This window comes from Proteiniclasticum aestuarii (genome assembly GCF_017368455.1).
GTDB lineage: Bacteria > Bacillota > Clostridia > Clostridiales > Clostridiaceae > Proteiniclasticum > Proteiniclasticum aestuarii.
The window spans coordinates 151,292-172,031 of the sequence record NZ_JAFNJU010000009.1 but is presented as its reverse complement, the minus strand read 5'-3'; the positions used below and the strand labels follow the sequence as shown (position 1 = coordinate 172,031).

Sequence of the window (20,740 nt, the reverse complement as noted above, 5' to 3'; positions counted from 1 at the left end):
TGACCTCCTAGTGTTTGAAATGTCTCATTGAGGTGAAAATCATGGAGATTCCCTTTTCATCGCAAAGATCGATGGAATCCTGGTCCCTTAAGGAACCTCCGGGCTGAATGATTCCCCTGATGCCCTGTCTGGAGGCTTCCTCCACCACATCGCTGAAGGGGAAGAAAGCATCAGATGCAAGAATCACGCCCTGCCCTTTGGATTTCTCCAGGGCGAATTTCGCGGCATCGATTCTGTTGACCTGTCCTCCACCAATGCCAAGGGTCATCCTGTCTTTGGTGACAACGATGGCATTGGACTTGACGAACTTGACGACTTTATAGGCGAATTCCATTTCTTCCTGTTCTTCCTGATCCGGTGCCTTTTTTGTAACGACCCGAAGTGCATTGTAATCCTCAAGATCTTCGTCCTGTGACAGCATCAGACCATCCAGGGATACATAGGCTCTTCTGGAGGAAGGTGCTTCGTTTAGTCGGATGATTCTCAGATTCTTCTTTTTCTTCAGTACTTCCAGTGCCTCTTCCGTGAAGGCAGGTGCCATGACAACTTCCAGGAAGATCTCATTCATTTTCAGCGCGGTTTCTCTTGTGACGCTGCAGTTCAACGCGACGATGCCGCCGAAAATGGAAACAGGATCGCCTTCATAGGCCTTGCTGTAGGCTTCAAAATCATCTTTTCCCAGGGCTACACCGCAGGGCGTGTTGTGCTTCAGGGCGCAGCAGGCAGGCTCATCAAAGGAGCTGGCCACTTTCCATGCGATGTCCAGATCTTTGAAGTTGTTGTAGGAAAGCTCCTTTCCCCAGAGAATTTCGATGTTTTTCAGCGCACCTTCGGTGTCCAGGGATTCATATACGGAGGCGCTCTGATGGGGGTTTTCTCCGTATCTCAGATCAGATACTTTTCTGTAGGAAAGACTGAGATATCTCTTCTCCTCCTCTTTCAGGAGAAAGTTTGAGACGGCGCTGTCGTAAGCACCCATGAGGTTAAAGACCTGTCCTGCGAGCCTTCTTCTCAAGGAAGCCTTTTCCTCATCGGTTCCTTCACTGTAGATCGATATGAAGTCTTTATAGTCTGAAGGATCGGACAGGGTATACACATATCGGTAGTTCTTCGCTGCCGCGCGGAGCATGGTGGGTCCGCCGATGTCGATGAACTCCACCTGTTCATCTGTGGTCAGGTTTTCCTTGAGCTTATCGAAAAAGGGATAGAGATTCACGCAAACGAAATCAATTCCTTCGATTCCTTCCGCTTCCACTTCCAGAAGATCTTCAGGCAGATCTCTTCTGTAGAGAATTCCGCCATGGAGCATCGGATGCAGCGTCTTGACTCTACCGCCGAGAATTTCTCTGGACCCAGTGATCTCTTCCACTTTGACCGGATGAAATCCGTTTTCTCTCAGATAGGCGTAGGTGCCTCCTGTGGAAATCATTTCAATGTCATGTTTCACGAAGAAATCCGCCAGTTCCTTTAGTCCGCTTTTGTCATATACACTGATGAGTGCTCTCATAGATATCCTCCCCTTTTGCAAGCAGTCTGATCGCGTCGGTCAGAGCGCCTTTTTCGATCGAAGAAACGAGTGACTGAATCTCTTCCGGATTCTTCGCATCTCTGATGCCGATGATGCGCTTCAGGATGAAACTCCCGCCGTCCACCTTCTCGTCCACATAATGGACGGTGCATCCGGATATGGGCATACCTGATTTGTAGACGGCTTCGTGGACATGGATCCCATACATACCTCTACCTCCGAAAGACGGGAGAAGAGACGGATGAAGATTGATGATCCTGTCCTTCATGGCCTGAAGGACCTTTCCTTCCAGAATGGAGAGAAATCCCGCCAGAACCACCAGGTCGAAGGACTCCACTTCTTCAAGAATTCGCTCAGAGAGCATGCTGTCTCGCTCCAGAATCTTGAAGGGAATCTGCTTCTCCTGCGCGTATTGAATGCCGCCGCATCTGCGGTCGCAGAGCACAAGGCCCACTTCGTAGGCTCCATCTTTTTCTGCGTCATCCAGAATGGATTTCAGCGTTGTGCCTGCACCGGAAATAAGTACTGCTATCTTAAACATATTGCTTCTTCCCCTTCATCGATATAACCAAGCTCCACAGGAAATTCTCCGTTGGCCTTCAGAAATTCCATGAACTGTGCGCAGTCTTCTCTGCGGATGCAGAAAACGTAGCCGATTCCTGTGTTGAAGGTGTTATAGAAAGTGTCCCTTTTCACGCCGCGTTCCTCCAGAAGTCTGTAGATCTCTGGAAGGGCATAGGAATCAAGATTCACATTGATGCGCAGAGCGCTACTGGTAAGCATTCTGGGCAGATTCTCGATGAAACCCCCACCTGTGACATGGGCCATACCTCTGATTACGAAGTTCTTCATGGCTTTTTGCACAATGTCGGTATAGATTCTCGTAGGTCTCAGCAGATACTCGCCCATGGTGGTGTCCTGAAAGGACTCCTGATAGTCGGTGAAAACTCTGCGCAGAAGGGAGTATCCGTTGGAGTGAAATCCTGAAGAAGGCAGTCCGATGAGCACATCTCCGGGTCTGATCTCATCTCCGGTGATGATCGCATCCTTTTCACTGACACCTACGGCGAAACCTGCCATGTCATAGTCTCCCTCTTCATAGAATCCCGGCATCTCGGCAGTTTCTCCTCCGATGAGAGAAAGTCCTCCCTGAAGACAACCCTCTGCGATTCCTTTCACCAGTTCCGAGGATACTTCCGCATCGAGCTTTCCGCAGGCGATGTAATCCAGAAAAAACAGCGGCTGAGCCCCATGGCACAGAATGTCATTGACGCACATGGCGACACAGTCGATGCCGACGGTATCGTATTTTCCAAGATCGAAGGCGATCCTCAGCTTGGTGCCGACTCCATCTGTACCTGAAATGAGCACCGGTCTTCTGTACCCTTCCGGGATTTCCATCATTCCGGCAAAGGAGCCCAGAGTATTGAGCACGAGAGGGCTCAGGGTTCTTTTGGCATAGCCTTTTATTTTCTCCACTGATTTGTATCCTTCCTCGATATTCACACCAGCGGTTCTGTAATCCATCATATATTCACGACCTCCAGAAATTCATTAGGCGCACCCAGCGGGTAGACTCCCTGAAAGCATCCTGTGCAGAAGGCGCTGCTTCCAAGGGAAGCGATGAGGCCATCATTGCTCAGATAGCTCAGTGAAGTGCTTCCGATATAGTCTCTGATTTCATCCTTCGTCATTTTGCACGCGATGAGGGTATCCCTGTAGGGCGTGTCGATACCGAAGTAGCAGGGGAACATGACCATGGGTGATGAGACTTTGAAGTGCACTTCCTTGGCACCGGCGCGGTAGAGAAGATCCACCAGATACTTTGAAGTTGTGCCACGGACGATGGAATCGTCGATGAGGACGACTCTTTTGCCGGAGACCACTTCCTTCTGGGCATTGAGCTTCAGGGAAACAGCCTTTTCTCTAGCCTTCTGGGAAGGCGTGATGAAGCTTCTTCCGATGTACTTGTTCTTGGAAAAGCCGATATCAAAAGGAATGCCTGAGGCTCTGGAATAGCCGATGGCCGCAGCCAGACCGGAATCCGGTACCCCTATGATCACATCGGCTTCCACAGGAGACTCCTTATAGAGCATTTCGCCGGTTCTGATCCGGAGAGAATGCACACTGATACCGTCGATGACGGAATCCGGCCTGGCGAAATAGATGTATTCAAAAGAACAGGTCTGACGGGTGGTCTTTTCGGAATAGATGTAGGACTTCACTTCACCGTTTTCGATGATGACCATTTCACCTGGAAGAATGTCCCTGATGAGCGTTCCTCCTATGGTGTCGATGGCGCAGCTTTCTGAAGCCAGGATGTAGTCCTCCCCCCTTTTTCCCAGCACCAGAGGACGAATTCCATAGGAATCTCTGATGCCGATGAGCTTGCTGCCGAATCCGATGACCAGGGCGAAACTCCCCTTCACCGTACGGATGGCATCCAGGACAGCATTTTCCAGACCGCGATGAATCCCCCTTGAGATCAGATTCACGATGACTTCAGAATCCGTATCGGTCTGGAAGATGACACCGCTGTCCTCCAAAAGGCTTCGGATGACTTCCGTGTTGATCAGTGTTCCGTTGTGGGCAACAGCCATGGAACCGAATTTGCTTCTGGCCGTCAGCGGCTGAGCATTGAGCACACTGGAGTCCCCTTTAGTGGAATAACGCACATGTCCCACGGCGAGGGTGCCTTCCAGTTCATCCAGATCCTCTTTCGTCAGAGCCTGGGACACAAGGCCCATCTTCTTTCTCACCTGCATCTCTCCCTGATGAAAAGATGCGATGCCAGCGCTTTCCTGTCCTCTGTGCTGAAGGGCAAAGAGACCATCATAGACATCATAGGATGCCTGGGTATCTTTCGTGCTGATGCCGAAGACGCCGCATTCTTCTTTGAACTTATCCATTATCTCGATCATGATTCCCCCTGCTTCATTCTGCTGATAACTTCAGAGTAAGCACCTTTCACGTTGTCCAGATTTCGTCTGAATCGGTCCTTGTCCATTTTCTCATTGGTTTTTTCATCCCAGAGTCTGCAGGTGTCAGGGCTGATTTCATCCGCAAGAAGGATATTTCCGTCTTTGTCTTTTCCGAACTCGAGTTTGAAGTCCACAAGGATCAGTCCCAGTTTCAGGAAGAAGTCCTTCAGAAGATGGTTGATCTTCTCTGTGAGGGCATAGATTTCCTTCAGTTCATCGAAAGTGGAGAGTCCAAGGGCTACAGCATGGGTATCATTGATGAGCGGATCTCCGTAGTCATCATTTTTGTAGCATATTTCAAAGATGGTGGTCTGAAGAGACTGCCCTTCAGGAACGCCCAGTCTTTTGGAAAAGGATCCTGCTGCCACATTACGCACAATCACTTCCAGGGGAATGATGGAGACCCTTTTCACCAGCTGCTCTCTTTCAGAAATGGTGCGGATGTAGTGGGTTGGAATGCCGTGGTCTGCAAGGTAGCGGAAGATGATGGAGGTGATCTCGTTGTTCATGATGCCTTTGTCTTCGATGGTCCCCTTCTTCTCTCCGTTGAATGCCGTGGCGTCATCCTTGTAGTAGACAATGACCTGATCTTCTTTTTCAGTTTCAAAAATTCTTTTGGCTTTTCCTTCATACAGCATGTTCATTAATAGATTACCTCCGCAGAATTATTTTCTTCTATGTTCTTTCTCATTGCATCACGATAGTTCAGCAGCTTTTCTCTCAGCTTGGGATATTTGATGGATAATATTTCCACAGCCAGCATGGCAGCGTTGGCCGCATTGTTGATGCCCACGGTGGCAACAGGAATCTGTTTGGGCATCTGAACGATGGAAAGCAGTGCGTCGAGTCCTTCCAGTGCCCCCTTCAGTGGAACACCGATGACAGGAAGAACGGTTTTTGAGGCGACGACTCCAGGAAGATGAGCAGCAAGCCCTGCGCCTGCGATGATCACTTCGAATCCTTCTGCTTCCTTCTCGCGAAGAACTTTCTCCAGAAGGTCCGGTGCTCTGTGGGCTGATATGGCATAGGATTCATTCTCCACGCCGAATTCGTCAAGCAGGTCTTTTGCCTTCTTCATGGTCTCCTTGTCCGACGGGCTTCCAAATAGAATTAATACTTTCATGCTTTTACTCCTTTATTCTTCAATATTGTCTGTGTTTCTGAAATAATCTACACCGGATCTGAACATTTCCGTATAGTAGGAACCGTCATAGTTCAGATACAGCCCATCCTGGTATCTTTCGGTGTGACCCATCTTTCCGAAGACTCTGCCGTCCTTGGAGGAGATGCCTTCGATGGCCCACATGGAACCGTTGGGGTTATATGGACCCTCCATGGTCACCTCTCCGGAAAGATTCGTATACTGAGTGATGATCTGGCCGTTGTCTGAGAGCTCTTTCAGCAGCGCTTCAGATGCCATGAAACGTCCTTCTCCATGGGAAACCGGCACATCATGCACGTCTCCTAGAGAAGCGCTGTTCATCCATGGCGTATTTCTGGACACCACTTTTGTTCTGGCCATTCTGGACATATGCTTTCCGGCGGTGTTGTAGGTCAGTGTAGGCATCTCTTCGTGCGGCTCAATGACTCTTCCATAGGGAAGCAGTCCGGATTTGACGAGGCCCTGGAAGCCGTTGCAGATGCCCAGTACAAGTCCTTTGCGGTTGTCGATGAGATCATGGATGGCTTCTCTCACCAGGGGATTCCTTAGTATGTTGGCGATGTACTTTCCGGACCCTTCCGGTTCATCCGCGGCGCTGAATCCACCTGAAAGCATCAGGATATGGGATCCTCTGATTCTCTGTGCGAAATCTTCCAGTGATGCCTTCATTTCCTTCTCTCCATTTCTGAAGACGAAGGTGTCTGTTTCAGCCCCCGCCTCTCTGAAGGCATATTCGATGTCCAGCTCGCAGTTGGTTCCGAAAAAGACAGGAATCAGTACTTTCGGATGTTCCACATAGGAAGGATAAACGGGGCTTTCCTTGGCACTGTATGTCGACTCCAGGGTGATTCCCTCCTCGGTGTATTCACTGAAGATCTCAGCCAAGGGAGCCTTATGTCTCTCAAGCAGCTCTTCCATGGCGATTTCTTCCCCATCGATCTCTATGATTTTATTTTCATGGGTGGCGCCCACAACCTTCAGAAGAAGATGATGCCCGATGGAAAGAATCTCGCTCAGATGTTTTCTGGAAACTTCCAGCACAAAACTTCCCGGATCTCGGCGATTTTCATGAAGGGTCAGTGCTTCCAGTCTGAATCCGATTCTGTTACCAGCAGCCATATTAAGCAGTGTCATGAATAGGCCCTTTTTCAGCGTATCCACTGAACGCAGATAGCCTTTTTCCTGAAGTTTTCGGATAAGCTTCGCATTTTCATCAAACACCAGTGCGTCATAGACACCTTCAGACCTTGGGGTTCGAAGGGTCAGGAGCACGCTGTCTGTCTTACTCAGGATGTTATGAAGGATGTTCTCTTTTTGTACGGTGGTCACTGCAAATGAAATCAGGGTATCCGGCACATGGAGATCCTGAAAGGTCCCGGACATGGAGTCTTTGCCGCCGATGGCAGGAACCTTGAAATCCAGCTGCGCCTGGAGTGCACCAAGTAGTGCCGCGAAAGGACGTCCCCAGTTGGAAGGATCATCACCCAGTTTCCGGAAGTATTCCTGGAAACTGAGACGAACGTCATTCGGATTTCCGCCAAGGGAAACGACTTTTGCAAGACTTTCTACAACAGAGTCATAAGCGCCGATGAAAGGATTCTTTTCCAGAGACAGCGGATCAAACCCATAGGTCATGACGGAAGCATCATAGGAGGTGAGGTTTTTCAGTGGTATGAGAGAAACCATTCCAGAGCTTTTCGTATCCTGATACGTTCCTCCATAAGGCAGAATCAGACTGTTTCTTCCGATGGTGGTGTCAAAGTTTTCCAGAAGTCCTTTCTGTGAACAGGAATTCAGGTCGGAAACCTGAGCCAACACCTCTTTCAGGGTCAGTTTCTCTTTCGATGCACTCCGGTCTTTCGCATCCAGCTCGATGAGGACGGAAGCTTCGGAGGTGGCTCCATTGGTATCGATGAAGTCTCTTGAGACATCCACCACCACCTGATCGTCGTAATACATTCTGAGCCTTCCGGTATCTGTTACCACGGCCACAACAGTTGCTTCCAGATTCTCTTCCTGGGCATAGCGGATGAAATCAGGAAGATCTCTCTCTTCAATGACCACAGCCATTCTTTCCTGGGACTCTGAAATGGCGATTTCCGTAGGATCCAGTCCCATATATTTCTTGGGTACGCGATGGAGATAGATGTCAAGAGATTCGGCCAGTTCTCCGATGGCGACGGAAACACCGCCGGCACCGAAGTCGTTGCATCTTCTGATGAGTCTGGATGCTTTTTCGTTACGGAAGAATCTCTGAAGCTTACGCTCCTCCACGGCATTCCCCTTCTGAACCTCTGCTCCGGACTCAGTGATGGAGGAAGCGTCATGACCTTTGGAGGAACCTGTGGCTCCACCGATTCCGTCTCTGCCGGTCTTCCCTCCGAGCAGGATGATGAGATCTCCTTTCTGCGGTGTCTCCCGTCTCACATTCTCCTTGAGAGCGGAAGCGATGACGGCGCCCGTCTCCATTCTTTTGGCCTCATATCCGGGATGATAGATTTCTTCAACAAATCCGGTGTTCAGGCCGATCTGATTTCCATAGGAAGAGAATCCTTTCGCGGCACCCCTTGTGATGATTCTCTGGGGCAGTTTTCCCGGAAGCGTTTCCTTCAGGGGTTTTCCCGGATCTGCAGCGCCTGTGATTCTCATGCCCTGGTAGACATAAGCACGACCGCTTAAGGGATCTCTGATTGCGCCTCCGAGACAGGTGGCTGCCCCGCCGAAGGGTTCAATCTCTGTGGGATGATTGTGGGTTTCGTTTTTGAACATGAGGAGTACGTCTTTGATCCCCTCATTGGTTCTTACTTTTCTTGAAATGCTGCAGGCGTTGATTTCTTCTGATTCATCCAGATCCTCTGCAAGCCCCTGCTCTTTCAGATATTTAGCGCCAATGGTGGCCAAATCCATCAATGTGACGGGGCGATTCTCTCTTCCCAGATTCTTTCTGATCTGAAGATACTGATCATAAGCCTTCTGAAGTGGAGTGAAGCCGCTCTGTATGCGGATGTCTTTGAGATGTGTGAGAAAGGTGGTATGTCTGCAGTGATCCGACCAGTAGGTGTCGAGCACTTTGATTTCGGTGATGGTAGGTTCTCTGTTTTCCTGAATGAAATAGTTCTGTATGAGAAGCAGATCTTCCCTGGTCATAGCCAGAGAATGCTTATGAAGAAAAGTGAAGAGATCTTCCCCTGTCAGGGTGCGAAATCCTTCCAGGTGCTCTACTTTCATGTTTTTCTGAGGAAAGCTGTCAAAGTGGCTTTGAACTTGCCCTTCTCGCATTTCCACGGGATTCAGAAGATAGCTTCTGATTTTTTTCAGATTCTCCGGGGTGGTACCGGGAAAAACATAAACGGTTTTGTAACGGACCTCCACATCGAATTTACCGAGAATCAGCTTGATGCAGTCTTCTGCGGCTTTTGCACGCTGATCGTACTGGCCGGGTAACAGTTCCAGAATGAAGTGCGGCTGATGAACAAAAGAGGATGTGTCCCTTGAAGTTCTGTCTGTGGAGGACTCAGAGAATACCGTGTACTCCACCCTGGAAAGCTCCTCATCCGTGAGTCCCTGGACCTGATATAAATGAATCATTCTAGATTCTGTCTGAAGACCAAGCATCAGATGCAGATCTTTGTCCAGTTTCTGCTCTTCGTTTCTATATTCCGGTTTCTTCTCAACGAAAATATTTAGTATACTGCTCATGTTTTCCTCCCGAACGTTTTATAACTAAATGATAACATCCTAAGTTTATATGTCAACATTATTGAAAGAAATTAAATTATTGTTCGTACAGGTAAGAATATTAATAAAGGGTTATTCGTTTTCATAAGATTGAAGACAGGAGTGAGAACTATTCCGGCTATAAAGAGGAAATATGTTGAGGCTTTCATCCATTCCCCTTCTCACCTTGTTTCAAGCGAGAAGTCTAGATGGTATAATGAATGTAATATATCCTGATATTCATCAGGATGAACTTATGATATGGAGAGGTATAAAAAAATGGATTATATCAAAATATCTTCAGTGTCACCGAAACTTAAGGTTTCTGATGTGCACTACAACAAGAAAGAAATCCTTACATCGATCCGACAGCTTTCAGAAAACAGCGTGAAGGTGGCTCTTTTCCCGGAACTGTCCCTGACAAGCTACACAGCAGCAGATCTGTTTTTTTCTGCGGATCTTCTGGAGGAAGCGGAAAAGGCACTGGAGGAGATCATCGCATTCACCAGGAACCTGGATATGGTTGTGATTCTGGGGCTTCCTGTCAGACATGAAGGGAGACTCTATAACAGTGCAGCAGTTCTTTTCGAAGGAGAGATTCTCGGTATCGTACCGAAACAGAATCTACCCAATTACAATGAATTCTATGAGAGCAGATGGTTCACAGCCTACCATAGAACCCATGGACAACAGATCGATCTCGGCGCGCATAAAAGGGTTCCCTTCGGGAACCTCGTATTTTCAGCTGGAGAATATTCATTCGGAGTGGAAATATGCGAAGATCTTTTCGCCACGGTCTCCCCTTCATCCAGTCTGTCTCTCCAGGGTGCGGAAATCATATTCAATCTGTCCGCCTCCAATGAACTGGCTGGAAAAAGCGTGTATCGAAGAGACCTGGTGAAGATCACCAGCGCGAAAAACATCGGCGCTTATGTCTATTCCTCCGCAGGACCCAACGAGTCCACCACGGATCTGGTCTTCAGCGGGCATCTTCTGATCTCTGAATATGGAACGGTTCTCGCTGAAAACGAAAGGTTTTCCATCGAGACCGATCAGATCACCGCATTCATCGATATCGCAAGAATCCGTGGGGAAAGACTGAGGAATACGACATTCAGAAATGAAGCGGTGAATCCCCAGTACCTTGCAGAGAAAGTCTCCTTCCGTCATGCATCCTATGAAGTGGTCGGATTCGACAGAAAAATCGATCCCCATCCCTTTGTACCGAACAATCCCGAGGAACGAAAGACAAGAGCGAGAGAAATCCTCGCCATACAGAGTCACGGCCTGGCGAAGCGGCTGAATCATCTTCATATGAAAAAGACCGTCATCGGCATCTCCGGTGGCCTTGATTCCACGCTGGCTCTTCTGGTCATCACAAAGACTTATCAGATTCTGGGCATTCCTCATGAAAATATCATCACGGTGACCATGCCCGGATTCGGCACAACAGACCGCACCTATCAGAACGCACTGGAACTGTGCAGAGAACTGGGCACCGATCTTCGGGAAATCAGCATTGTGGAAGCCTCCCTTCTGCATTTCAGTGACATCGGACATGACAAAGCTGTCCATGATGCCACCTATGAGAATGTGCAGGCGCGAGAAAGAACCCAGATTCTCATGGATATCGCCAACAAGGAAGGGGCCATTGTCATCGGAACCGGTGATCTATCGGAGCTGGCCCTCGGCTGGTGCACGTATAACGGAGATCAGATGTCCATGTATGGCGTCAATGCCTCCATACCGAAATCCCTTGTACGGTATCTGGTGCGCTATTTCTATGAAGAAGAGTTTTCCGGAAATATTTCCCGGGTGCTGAAAGATGTACTGGAAACTCCGGTGAGTCCGGAGCTTCTGCCAAAAGGCACAGAAGATGAGCTTCTGCAGATGACGGAAGATATCGTGGGACCCTACGAGCTTCATGATTTCTTCCTATATCACTACATGAAGTATGGAGCCGGGTACAGAAAGATTCTCTTCATGGCTGAAACCGCATTCCGGGGTGTCTATGATCCGGAAACCATCCGGAAATGGCTGAAGGTCTTTGTGAAGAGATTCTATTCCCAGCAGTTTAAAAGATCTGCAATGCCTGATGGACCGAAAGTGGGCAGCATCAGCCTGTCCCCTCGTGGTGACCTGAGAATGCCTTCTGATGCATCGTATGATACTTTCATGGATACTTTAGAATAAGTTAATTACTTGGGCACATTTTAAAGGTATAATAATCAGGTGGTATCATTGATATTATGGCAGATTAATATTAATATAAGAAAACAGTATAAAAAAGAGAGGTGTTAATATGTGGTTTAATCAATCACAAGACGAAGTCCTGAAAGAACTGGACGTGGATCTGTCCAGGGGTCTTTCCGAGGCGGAAGTGGAGAAGAGAAAAGAGAAATATGGAGAAAACAAACTCCAGGAAGCGAAGAAGAAAACACTGATTCAGTTGTTTTTCTCCCAGCTCAATGATGCACTTATTTATGTCCTGCTTGGTGCGGCAGTGGTGACGCTGATTGTCGGTGAATATGCAGATTCCGTCATCATTCTTGCCGTGGTGTTTCTGAATGCCACCATCGGCGTTGTTCAGGAAGCCAAGGCTGAAAAAGCCATCGAAGCACTCAATAAACTGACTACGCCTAGGTCTCTGGTGCGTAGAGACGGAGAGACAAAAGAAATCAATTCCACACAGATTGTACCTGGTGATGTGGTCATTCTGGATGCAGGACGCTATGTGCCTGCAGACATCAGGCTCACCACCAGTTCTAATCTTCAGATAGAAGAATCTGCTCTGACAGGTGAATCTGTACCTTCAAGCAAGTTCTATGACAAAGAGTTTACTGAAGAGAATATCCCCGTGGGCGACCGAACCAACATGGCGTTCATGTCCACCCTTGTGACCTATGGTCGTGGAGAAGGTGTCGTCGTAGGTACCGGCATGGAAACCATCGTGGGCAGTATCGCGAAGAGCCTCAATGAAGAGACAGATGATATGACACCTCTTCAGAAAAGAATGGATGAGCTGGGCAAGACCTTAGGTAAGCTTGCGCTCGGTATAACCATCCTGATGTTCATCATCGGTTTTCTTCAAGGAAGAGACCTTCTGGACATGCTCCTGACCTCCATCAGTCTGGCAGTAGCGGCCATACCTGAAGGGCTTCCAGCCATTGTTGCCATTGTGCTGGCGCTGGGCGTCACCCGTATGAGTAAGATCAATGCCATTGTGAAGAAGCTTCCTGCTGTGGAAACACTGGGTTCTGTGAACATCATCTGTTCCGACAAGACAGGAACCCTGACACAGAATAAAATGACTGTCCTGAAATACTACATCTATGACGAACTGGTGGATGTGGACATTCGGGAAGAGTCCCATGAAGCCAAGGATGAAGCGTCTGAAGAACTGATCAAGTCCTTCGTGCTCTGCAGTGATGCCACAGCCAATAAAACGGAATCCACTGGGGACCCTACGGAAATCGCGCTGATTGTTCTGGGCAACAAGCATGGCATGACGAAGGAAGAGCTGAACAGACTCTATCCTCGTGTAGACGAGAAGCCCTTTGACTCCGACCGAAAACTCATGTCCACGCTCAATGAGGAAAACGGTGGATACCGCGTCCATACAAAAGGTGCCATCGACAACATCCTGAAGATCTCTTCCAGCATTCTTGTCAATGGTGAAGTGAAACCGCTCACTGAGGAAATGAGAAAGACCATCCTGGACAGATCCATTGAAATGTCCAACGAGGCGCTAAGAGTCCTGGGTGTGGCGTATAAGGATACCAAAGTGAAGATCGACGAAGATGAGATGGAGAAGGATCTTACTGTCATAGGATTCGTTGCCATGATCGATCCGCCAAGACTGGAAGTGAAGGATTCCATCGCTTCTGCTCATATGGCTGGCATCACATCCATCATGATCACCGGTGACCACAAGAATACTGCCGTAGCCATTGCCAAGGAGCTGGGCATTGCCGATGATATCACTCAGGCCATGACCGGTGCTGAGATCGATGAGCTGACCGATGAGGAGTTCGCTGAAAAGATCAACAATTACAGAGTCTTTGCCAGAGTTTCTCCGGATCATAAGGTGAAAATCGTCAAGGCTTTCAAGAAACAGGGCAATATCGTTTCCATGACCGGAGACGGTGTCAATGATGCTCCGTCCCTGAAGCATGCCGACATCGGCGTAGCCATGGGTATCACCGGAACAGACGTATCCAAAGGCGCAGCGGATATGATTCTGACGGATGACAACTTCACAACCATCGTTGCGGCCATCGAAGAAGGAAGAAACATCTACAACAACATCAAGAAAGCGGTAATCTTCCTCTTGTCGTGCAACCTTGGAGAAATCGTGGCGATCTTCGTGTCGGTGCTGTTCTCCTTCGCCATACCACTGCTCCCCACTCAGATTCTGTGGGTGAATCTGGTTACGGATACGCTTCCGGCGATTTCGCTCGGTGTAGACCCTGGAGACCCGGATGTCATGAAGAAAGAACCAAGAGATCCGAAGGAAAGCTTCTTTGCCCGAGGTGCAGGGTCAAGAGCGATCATAGGCGGTCTTCTCATCGGATCCCTGACGCTGCTTGCCTTTGCCATCGGACTTGCTGAGCGAGGCTCTTCCCTATTCGAGTCAGCGGATGCGCCAGAAGATGTGCTGATCTACGCCAGAACCATGGCTTTCGTGGTACTGGCCACATCCCAGCTCTTCTATTCTCTGACCATGAGAAACGAAACCAAGTCCATTTTCCAGGTGGGATTCTTTAAGAACAAGTATCTCATCCTGTCCATCATAGCAGGAACACTGCTGCAGTTTGGACTGATTTCCATCCCATTCCTGGCAGATGCCTTCAAAGTCATCGCGCTGCCGCTGAATGACTGGCTCATCGTCTTCGGCCTGTCTCTGCTGCCTCTCATAGCCAATGAAATCATCAAGGTTTTCATGAGAGCCTACAGAAAAAAGAACAATCTGCCTCTATAACATAGAAAGAAGCCTCCTGAAGCGGATGAAGTCAAGCTTCAGGGGGTTTTAACGTCCGATTTGAATAATTACATACACATCTTTTCTTCGCTGTGATATTATATTGAGTACAGAAATCATATTTTTTAATCGAAAAGGAGCTAATATGGAACAGATTAAAAGACTGATCGGTCTCAGGAAAGAAGCCGTGCTTCTTGACTCCTGGCTGTATATTGTAAAAGCGATGCTTGCCATTGGAACGGGTTATGTCTTTGGCATGATGTTCGAAGTCACCAGGCTTGACATGATATCCGTCCTTCTTGGTGTCATGTACAATCTGGAAGTGACAAACATTTCTGCCGTCAAAGGCGGCATGAACCAGCTGCTTGCCTCCTTCCTCGGTGCAGTCACAACTGGAATACTCGTGTATTTCTTTGGTGCGAATGTATTCACCATCATGCTGGGCATGGGACTTACCCTCTACATGGCCCTGAAGATCGATTACAGGGCGGTGTCTCCTGTGGCCATCTTCACCAGTATCTATATGACACAGTACATTCAGAGCGATGCCATGGGCAATCCCAGCATTCTACTCACCATCCGGCTGCGTATGCTGGCATTGGGTCTCGGAGTACTCATTGCCATTATCTTCAACCTCATCTTCTCTTTCTTCTATTACAGAAAAATCACAAGAAAAAGACTGGAATTTGTCAGACTCAAGCTGGAAACCATCATGTCTCTGACCATTGAGTATCTTCTAGAAGATGAAACATCAGAAAAGAAGAGTTATAATATGCCTTTCTCGCACGTTTTTGCCGATATCGAAGCTGTCACAGATAATATTGAAGCATTGAAGAAAGAACCGCTGATTCCCCTGAATGCATTGCAGAAGACAAATCTGAAGACATCCGAAGAAATCATCCGAAGACTGAAAGTCATGACGCACCTGGCCTATGACAGCTGCTACACGAAAGACGCCTTCAAAGTGATCCTGAAGGATTCAGACGTCAAGGAGTTCAGAAAATTCATCGATGCCCTTGGTAGTCTTGATTTTATGAATACCACCAAGGAAGAGACAACATACATGCCTCATCAGAGGGTCTACCCCACTGAGGATTCTGAAGGGGCGACGAGAATCCTTGAAACGCTGGATCTGATGTACACCGAATTCAATACCATTCTGGAACTGAAGAATAAAATGTGAAAAAACAGATTGAGCCGTAAATTACGGTTCAATCTGTTTTTTTTTAGTAACTCTTATTTCTCCTATAGAGATTCTTCCAGAATCCCCACAAGCTCTTCCATATAGGTTTTCTCAAGCTCTGTGAATCTTGCCAGTGAAGGGCTGTCGATGTCCAGAACACCGAAGATCTCACCGCTTCTATAGATAGGCACCACAAGCTCGGAACGGGATGCGGAGTCGCATGCGATATGATTATCAAGGGAAAGCACGTCATCCACCATCTGTGATTTGCCTTCCTTCACACAGGTGCCGCATACTCCTGCACCGATTTCGATGCGGTTGCAGGCTGGTTTTCCCTGGAAAGGTCCGAGCACAAGCTCCCCTTCCTTCATGAGGTAGAAACCTACCCAGTTGATGTCATCCATGTACATATTGATGACAGCACTGATGTTGGATAGATTCGCCAAAGTGTCTGTTTCATTTTTCAGCTGCGCTTTGGTAAACAGCAGTGCACTCTTCAGTTTCTTTTCTCTGCTCATTCCCGTGGGATTTGCTGTTTCGATCAATTTGAGTCCTCCTTCGAATGGTCTTATTTCAGATGGGTTCCCTTTTCATCCTGCCTGATGAGTCCTTTCTTCATGAGATTTCCGAGAGAAATCTTGAAATAGTTCTTGCTGCTGTTGAACTGTTTTCTGATCTCCTCCGGTGTGGACTTGTCATTATACGGCATGAATCCTTCATGATCCTTGAGATAGTCTAAAATGGTGTCAGAAAGCTCCTCTTTCGCCTCAATCATCTTCTTACGGGGCGTGAAGCTTATTCTTCCATCTTCCAGGATTCTCTTGATGGTTCCAGTGACTCTGTCGCCAGGACGGATATCCGTGAAGTACTCGTTTTTCAGAACGATACCCATATACTTTTCTTCGATGGCCACTTCCAGTGTGCCGTTGGTCTGTTTGTCATAGACGATGCCTGTGACCGTGTCTCCCACCTTATACTGATCTTCCTCTGGAAGATCCAGATAGCGGCCTACTTCAGTGGAAGCGGCCAGACGACCGGTTTTGTCCTCATAGATGAATACCAGGTATTCATTCCCGGGAACCATGGTGTATTTCATTTCTCTTTTGGGCACCAGAATGTCTCTTTCCAGTCCGAAATCCATGAAGGCACCGAATTCAGTGATAGAAGTCACCTTCAGGACGGCAAAATTATCGACTGTAACCTTAGGCTTTTTCATGGTAGCGATGAGTCTGTCCTTGGAGTCTCTGTATATGAACACCTGGACTTCATCCCCAATCTTTGGTGTATCCCCAACTATATTCCCATTGGGCAGAAGGATGTCGTCGGAGGTGTTTCCTGTCTCCTTGTCCAGATAAAGTCCGAAGGTTGCTTCTCGCTTCACTTTCAACATATTGTAATCGCCGAATTTAATCATATCAGTCTCCTTTATGCGCCATGGCATAGTCAAAATAGTGATTTGCCGAATTTTCCAGTTTTATGATTTCTTCCTTTGTAAGTTTTCTCACAAATTTTGCAGGACGCCCTATCCACAGTTCTCCCTCCGGAATCTTCTTGCCTTCTGTCACGAGGCTTCCGGCTCCCACCATGGAGCTCTTTCCGATTTCGCATCCGTTCAGAAGGATACTGCCCATACCGATGATGGAGTGTCCGAGAATGGATGCGCCATGAACGATGCAGCCGTGCCCGATGGTCACATGATCCCCGATGGTCATCGTGAGGCCTTCTTCTGTGTGGAGAATGGAATTATCCTGAATATTGGTTTCCTTTCCGATGCGGATGGGTGCCACATCCCCTCGGATCACCGTACCGTACCAGACGGATGACTTTTCATCGATTTCGATGTTTCCGATCAGTGTCGCATTTTCCGCGATAAAACAATTTTCCTGTATTTTGGGTCTCATCCCTTTAAATTCTTTAATCATCATACCTCATTTTCCTCAAATTTTGTGCGCTTCGTGCAAATTTATCCGATGAATCGATCTTTCGTGGACTCTTTTTGAGTTCCTTTAAATCCCATCATTTCTTTTCCCCTTTATTTCGCGTTGTCAAGTTGTTAAATATCTACATATTGTGGTTTTCAGTATTGCTTTACACAACATATAGTATTATACTTATTTCATCGTCAATTATTTGGGAGGTAAGCAATGAAGGATATTAAAGACTTGTTCAAACGTTATTATACTAAAGAGCTGGATAATAATAAAGACAAAACTGTGTATGACTTATTTGACTGGAGCAAAAGAGATGTTCTTTTGAAAAACCACAAGACCGGTAAAGTGATTACAGAAATGAAGGGACTGGAGTTTCCGGTTCATTATTCACAGAACGCCGTTGACATCATCGCTTCGAAATATTTCAGAAGAGCTGGTGTAAACAACGAATCCGGGTATGAGGATTCCATGAAAATGGTCGCACATAGAATGGTTTCATTCTGGATGGAATCTCTTGTAGATGAAGGGATCATTAAGACGCAGGAGGAAAAAGACATTTTCTACGATGAAATGGTCTATGGCCTTCTGAATCAGATGTATGCACCAAACTCTCCGCAGTGGTTCAATACCGGGCTGAAGCAGAGCTATGGCATCACCGGTGGACAGAATGATCTGTACTATTATGATCCTGATCAGAAGAAAGTCGTGAAATCTCAGGATACCTATACAAGAACCCAGGCATCCGCATGCTTCATTCTCTCCATTGAAGACAAGCTTCTTGGAGATCATTCCATTTCCGAGCAGTATGTTTCCGAAACCAAACTGTTCAAGGGCGGGTCCGGAACCGGAACCAACTTCTCCAATATCAGAGCTGTTGGGGAAAAACTCACTGGTGGAGGTGTTTCATCAGGTCTTATGAGCTTCCTGAAAGGTCTTGACAGAAATGCGGGTGCCATCAAATCAGGCGGAACCACAAGAAGAGCAGCCAAGATGGTCTGTCTCGACGTGGACCACCCTGAAATCGAACAGTTCATCCTCTGGAAAGCCAAGGAAGAAGACAAGGTTCGTGCACTGGCAAAGATGGGATATGATGCCGATATTGATGGAGAAGCATACGAAACCGTATCCGGTCAGAATTCCAACAACTCTTTGAGAATCTCTGATGAATTCATGAGAAAAGTGAAGAATCTGGATAACGATCCCGACGCCACCATAACACTTCGTGGAAGAGTGGATGATTCCGTCAACAGAGAAATCAAAGTCTCCAAACTATGGGAAGAGTTCAATGATGCCGCATGCAAATCAGCAGACCCTGCACCTCAGTTCACGGATACATTCAATGCATGGCATACATGCCCTGCTGGGGAAGACGGAGATCTCTGGGCAAAGCACAACAGACTGAATTCCACCAATCCATGTGGAGAGTATGCATTCCTGGATGACACCAGCTGTAATCTGGCATCCCTTAATATCTACAGATTCTATGATGTGGAGAAGAATGTGCTTGACGTCAAAGGACTGAAGCATATGATCGGACTGAATCAACTGCTGCTGGAATCCTCCATCAACTGGGGACAGTTCCCTACTGTGGACATTGCAAGAAAAACTTACATGTTCAGAACTACAGGACTGGGTATCGCGAATATCGCATCCCTGCTTATGGCTTTAGGGCTTCCTTACGATTCTGATGAAGCAAGAGCGCTTTCAGCAGGAATCATGGGACTGATCACAGGAGAAAGCTACAAGGTTTCCGCACTGATGGCGAAAGCTGTAGGACCTTTTGAAAAGTATGATCTGAACAGAAAATATATGAACAGAGTCATCCGAAACCACGCAAGAGTGGCAGGTGCCCTGGATACAGACATGGAAGAGCTTCATTATGAGCCTATCCGCATCAACCATGGCCTTCTTATGCAGCTTGGCCAGACAGAGCTTTCTGATGTACTGAAGGAATCATGGACCGATGCGGTGAATCATGGAGAAGAGTTCGGATACAGAAATGCCCAGGTCAGCGTCATTGCGCCGACAGGTACCATTTCCTTCGCCATGGACTGCGCCGCCACATCCATTGAGCCATTCTTCTCCCACGTGGTCTACAAGAAGCTTGTGGGTGGCGGATTCATGACCATTGCCAATCCCATCGTGGAAGTGGCACTGAAGAATCTTGGATACACCAAAGAAGAGGTCCAGGACATCATGGCCTACATCGGCAAGGAAGAAAACGGCATGGTTGTGGATGGTAAGATCGAAGGAGCCCCACACCTGAAGGAAGAGCATTATCCGATCTTTGACACGGCCAACGTATGTGGAACCGGAAAAAGATTCATTCAGCATTATGGCCATGTACTTATGGTCGCTGCGCTCACCCCTCTTGTATCCGGCGCGATTTCAAAGACAGTGAATCTGCCTAAGGATGCAACGGTGGAAGACTTCAAGGAAGTCCATATCCGTTCATGGGAAACCGGCGTCAAAGGAATCTCCCTCTACAGAGATGGATCCAAGTTCGCCCAGCCGCTGAATACGAAGATCGATCATCAGGATGAGGATCTGGAACTGGAAAATCTCACCTACGATGCTCTGCTGGAATACGCAAAAGAAGCCAGAAGAAACCTTCCGAAGACCAATGCTGGCGGAAACAGGAGGGAGAAAATGAATGGCATCCGTGCCGGACATACCCACCCTGCCCAGATCGATGATGTGAAAGTCTATGTCACGGTGAACAGAAATGCCAGAGGTGAAATTTCTGAAATCTACATGACAACCGACAGAGAAGGAACCCTGATCACAGGTCTGCTCAACTCCCTGTCCAAGACAGTATCCGTCATGCTGCAGTATCATATCCCGCCAAAGGATATCTCCAAGATGCTGAGAGGACAGAAATATGAGCCTTACGGATTTGTTTCCAAGCATCCTTACATCAAGAATGTGAGCTCCATTTCGGATCTGATCTCCAAGGTCATTGATATCGAACTGGGAGATTACTCCAGGGTGCAGATCAAGCCGGAAGAGAATGATGTGCTGACGCGATCAAGATCCAGATTTGTGAACAATTACTATGAAACCGAGAATATCAAACAGCTGTCCATGGTGGTGGATGAGACCGATGTGAAGGACATCATAAAGGACGCAGAAAAGAACGGTGAAAAACTCTACGACTCTGTATGTCCTACCTGTCAGAGCACCAGAATGGTCAAGAACGGAACCTGTAAGGTCTGTCTGGACTGCGGAACAACCACCGGTTGCTCATAAAATAAAAT

14 protein-coding genes are annotated in these 20,740 nt (G+C 47.7%); 4 read left to right on the top strand and 10 right to left on the bottom strand.

The features are described from left to right. Positions 1-7 precede the first annotated feature (7 nt). Genes purH through J3A84_RS12245 form a run of 7 tightly spaced genes read right to left on the bottom strand, consistent with a single transcriptional unit; the run spans position 8 to position 9,370 of the window. A complete protein-coding gene (gene purH, locus J3A84_RS12275; protein ID WP_207600346.1) occupies positions 8-1,513 on the bottom strand; it encodes a bifunctional phosphoribosylaminoimidazolecarboxamide formyltransferase/IMP cyclohydrolase in 1,506 nt (501 codons plus the stop codon). Next, positions 1,482-2,069, bottom strand: a complete 588-nt coding sequence (locus J3A84_RS12270; RefSeq protein ID WP_207600325.1) for a formyltransferase family protein — start codon at positions 2,067-2,069, stop codon at positions 1,482-1,484. Before J3A84_RS12270 ends, purH begins: the two co-directional genes overlap by 32 nt. After that, positions 2,057-3,058, bottom strand: coding sequence for a phosphoribosylformylglycinamidine cyclo-ligase (gene purM / locus J3A84_RS12265; RefSeq protein ID WP_207600324.1), 1,002 nt, complete (start codon positions 3,056-3,058; stop codon positions 2,057-2,059). The genes J3A84_RS12270 and purM overlap by 13 nt, the downstream gene beginning before the upstream one ends. After that, positions 3,055-4,449, bottom strand: coding sequence for an amidophosphoribosyltransferase (gene purF / locus J3A84_RS12260; RefSeq protein WP_207600323.1), 1,395 nt, complete (start codon positions 4,447-4,449; stop codon positions 3,055-3,057). The genes purM and purF overlap by 4 nt, the downstream gene beginning before the upstream one ends. Then, the gene (purC, locus tag J3A84_RS12255; RefSeq protein WP_207600322.1) at positions 4,446-5,153 is read right to left on the bottom strand and encodes a phosphoribosylaminoimidazolesuccinocarboxamide synthase; all 708 of its coding nucleotides are present in this window, start codon (positions 5,151-5,153) and stop codon (positions 4,446-4,448) included. Before purC ends, purF begins: the two co-directional genes overlap by 4 nt. Continuing rightward, positions 5,153-5,632 carry a 5-(carboxyamino)imidazole ribonucleotide mutase gene (purE, locus tag J3A84_RS12250; protein WP_207600321.1) on the bottom strand — a complete coding sequence of 160 codons (480 nt, stop codon included), beginning with the start codon at positions 5,630-5,632 and terminating at the stop codon, positions 5,153-5,155. The genes purC and purE overlap by 1 nt, the downstream gene beginning before the upstream one ends. Positions 5,633-5,644: 12 nt before the next feature. Further along, positions 5,645-9,370 carry a phosphoribosylformylglycinamidine synthase gene (locus tag J3A84_RS12245; RefSeq protein WP_207600320.1) on the bottom strand — a complete coding sequence of 1,242 codons (3,726 nt, stop codon included), beginning with the start codon at positions 9,368-9,370 and terminating at the stop codon, positions 5,645-5,647. Between the two features lie 297 nt (positions 9,371-9,667). Between J3A84_RS12245 and J3A84_RS12240 the strand changes: the two genes are divergently transcribed. From J3A84_RS12240 to J3A84_RS12230, 3 genes are all read left to right on the top strand, one after another. After that, complete coding sequence (locus J3A84_RS12240; protein WP_207600319.1) at positions 9,668-11,581, top strand: NAD(+) synthase; 1,914 nt, start codon at positions 9,668-9,670, stop codon at positions 11,579-11,581. 109 nt (positions 11,582-11,690) lie between these two features. Continuing rightward, a complete protein-coding gene (locus J3A84_RS12235) occupies positions 11,691-14,369 on the top strand; it encodes a calcium-translocating P-type ATPase, PMCA-type (RefSeq protein ID WP_207600318.1) in 2,679 nt (892 codons plus the stop codon). Between the two features lie 145 nt (positions 14,370-14,514). After that, complete coding sequence (locus J3A84_RS12230; protein ID WP_207600317.1) at positions 14,515-15,552, top strand: aromatic acid exporter family protein; 1,038 nt, start codon at positions 14,515-14,517, stop codon at positions 15,550-15,552. 62 nt (positions 15,553-15,614) lie between these two features. On the opposite strand, the gene J3A84_RS12225 is transcribed toward J3A84_RS12230, so the two are convergent. From J3A84_RS12225 to J3A84_RS12215, 3 genes are read right to left on the bottom strand one after another with little or no spacing between them, the layout of a single operon-like run. Continuing rightward, positions 15,615-16,070: a GAF domain-containing protein gene (locus J3A84_RS12225; RefSeq protein WP_207600345.1), complete on the bottom strand. Its 456-nt coding sequence runs from the start codon at positions 16,068-16,070 to the stop codon at positions 15,615-15,617. Between the two features lie 50 nt (positions 16,071-16,120). Next, complete coding sequence (locus tag J3A84_RS12220; RefSeq protein ID WP_207600316.1) at positions 16,121-16,966, bottom strand: CvfB family protein; 846 nt, start codon at positions 16,964-16,966, stop codon at positions 16,121-16,123. A gap of 1 nt (position 16,967) precedes the next feature. Continuing rightward, positions 16,968-17,474, bottom strand: a complete 507-nt coding sequence (locus tag J3A84_RS12215; RefSeq protein WP_207600315.1) for a gamma carbonic anhydrase family protein — start codon at positions 17,472-17,474, stop codon at positions 16,968-16,970. A 222-nt stretch (positions 17,475-17,696) separates the two neighbouring features. On the opposite strand from J3A84_RS12215, the gene J3A84_RS12210 reads away from it, so the two are divergent. Then, a complete protein-coding gene (locus tag J3A84_RS12210) occupies positions 17,697-20,732 on the top strand; it encodes a vitamin B12-dependent ribonucleotide reductase (RefSeq protein ID WP_207600314.1) in 3,036 nt (1,011 codons plus the stop codon). The last annotated feature ends 8 nt before the right edge of the window (positions 20,733-20,740 follow it).

What these genes read in the sequence shown, in the direction of transcription:
- J3A84_RS12270 (WP_207600325.1), bottom strand. Translation starts at nt 2,069, where the DNA reads ATGTTTAAGATAGCAGTACTTATTTCCGGTGCAGGCACAACGCTGAAA.
- purM (WP_207600324.1), bottom strand. Translation starts at nt 3,058, where the DNA reads ATGATGGATTACAGAACCGCTGGTGTGAATATCGAGGAAGGATACAAA.
- purF (WP_207600323.1), bottom strand. Translation starts at nt 4,449, where the DNA reads ATGATCGAGATAATGGATAAGTTCAAAGAAGAATGCGGCGTCTTCGGC.
- purC (WP_207600322.1), bottom strand. Translation starts at nt 5,153, where the DNA reads ATGAACATGCTGTATGAAGGAAAAGCCAAAAGAATTTTTGAAACTGAA.
- purE (WP_207600321.1), bottom strand. Translation starts at nt 5,632, where the DNA reads ATGAAAGTATTAATTCTATTTGGAAGCCCGTCGGACAAGGAGACCATG.
- J3A84_RS12245 (WP_207600320.1), bottom strand. Translation starts at nt 9,370, where the DNA reads ATGAGCAGTATACTAAATATTTTCGTTGAGAAGAAACCGGAATATAGA.
- J3A84_RS12240 (WP_207600319.1), top strand. Translation starts at nt 9,668, where the DNA reads ATGGATTATATCAAAATATCTTCAGTGTCACCGAAACTTAAGGTTTCT.
- J3A84_RS12235 (WP_207600318.1), top strand. Translation starts at nt 11,691, where the DNA reads ATGTGGTTTAATCAATCACAAGACGAAGTCCTGAAAGAACTGGACGTG.
- J3A84_RS12230 (WP_207600317.1), top strand. Translation starts at nt 14,515, where the DNA reads ATGGAACAGATTAAAAGACTGATCGGTCTCAGGAAAGAAGCCGTGCTT.
- J3A84_RS12225 (WP_207600345.1), bottom strand. Translation starts at nt 16,070, where the DNA reads ATGAGCAGAGAAAAGAAACTGAAGAGTGCACTGCTGTTTACCAAAGCG.
- J3A84_RS12220 (WP_207600316.1), bottom strand. Translation starts at nt 16,966, where the DNA reads ATGATTAAATTCGGCGATTACAATATGTTGAAAGTGAAGCGAGAAGCA.
- J3A84_RS12215 (WP_207600315.1), bottom strand. Translation starts at nt 17,474, where the DNA reads ATGATTAAAGAATTTAAAGGGATGAGACCCAAAATACAGGAAAATTGT.
- J3A84_RS12210 (WP_207600314.1), top strand. Translation starts at nt 17,697, where the DNA reads ATGAAGGATATTAAAGACTTGTTCAAACGTTATTATACTAAAGAGCTG.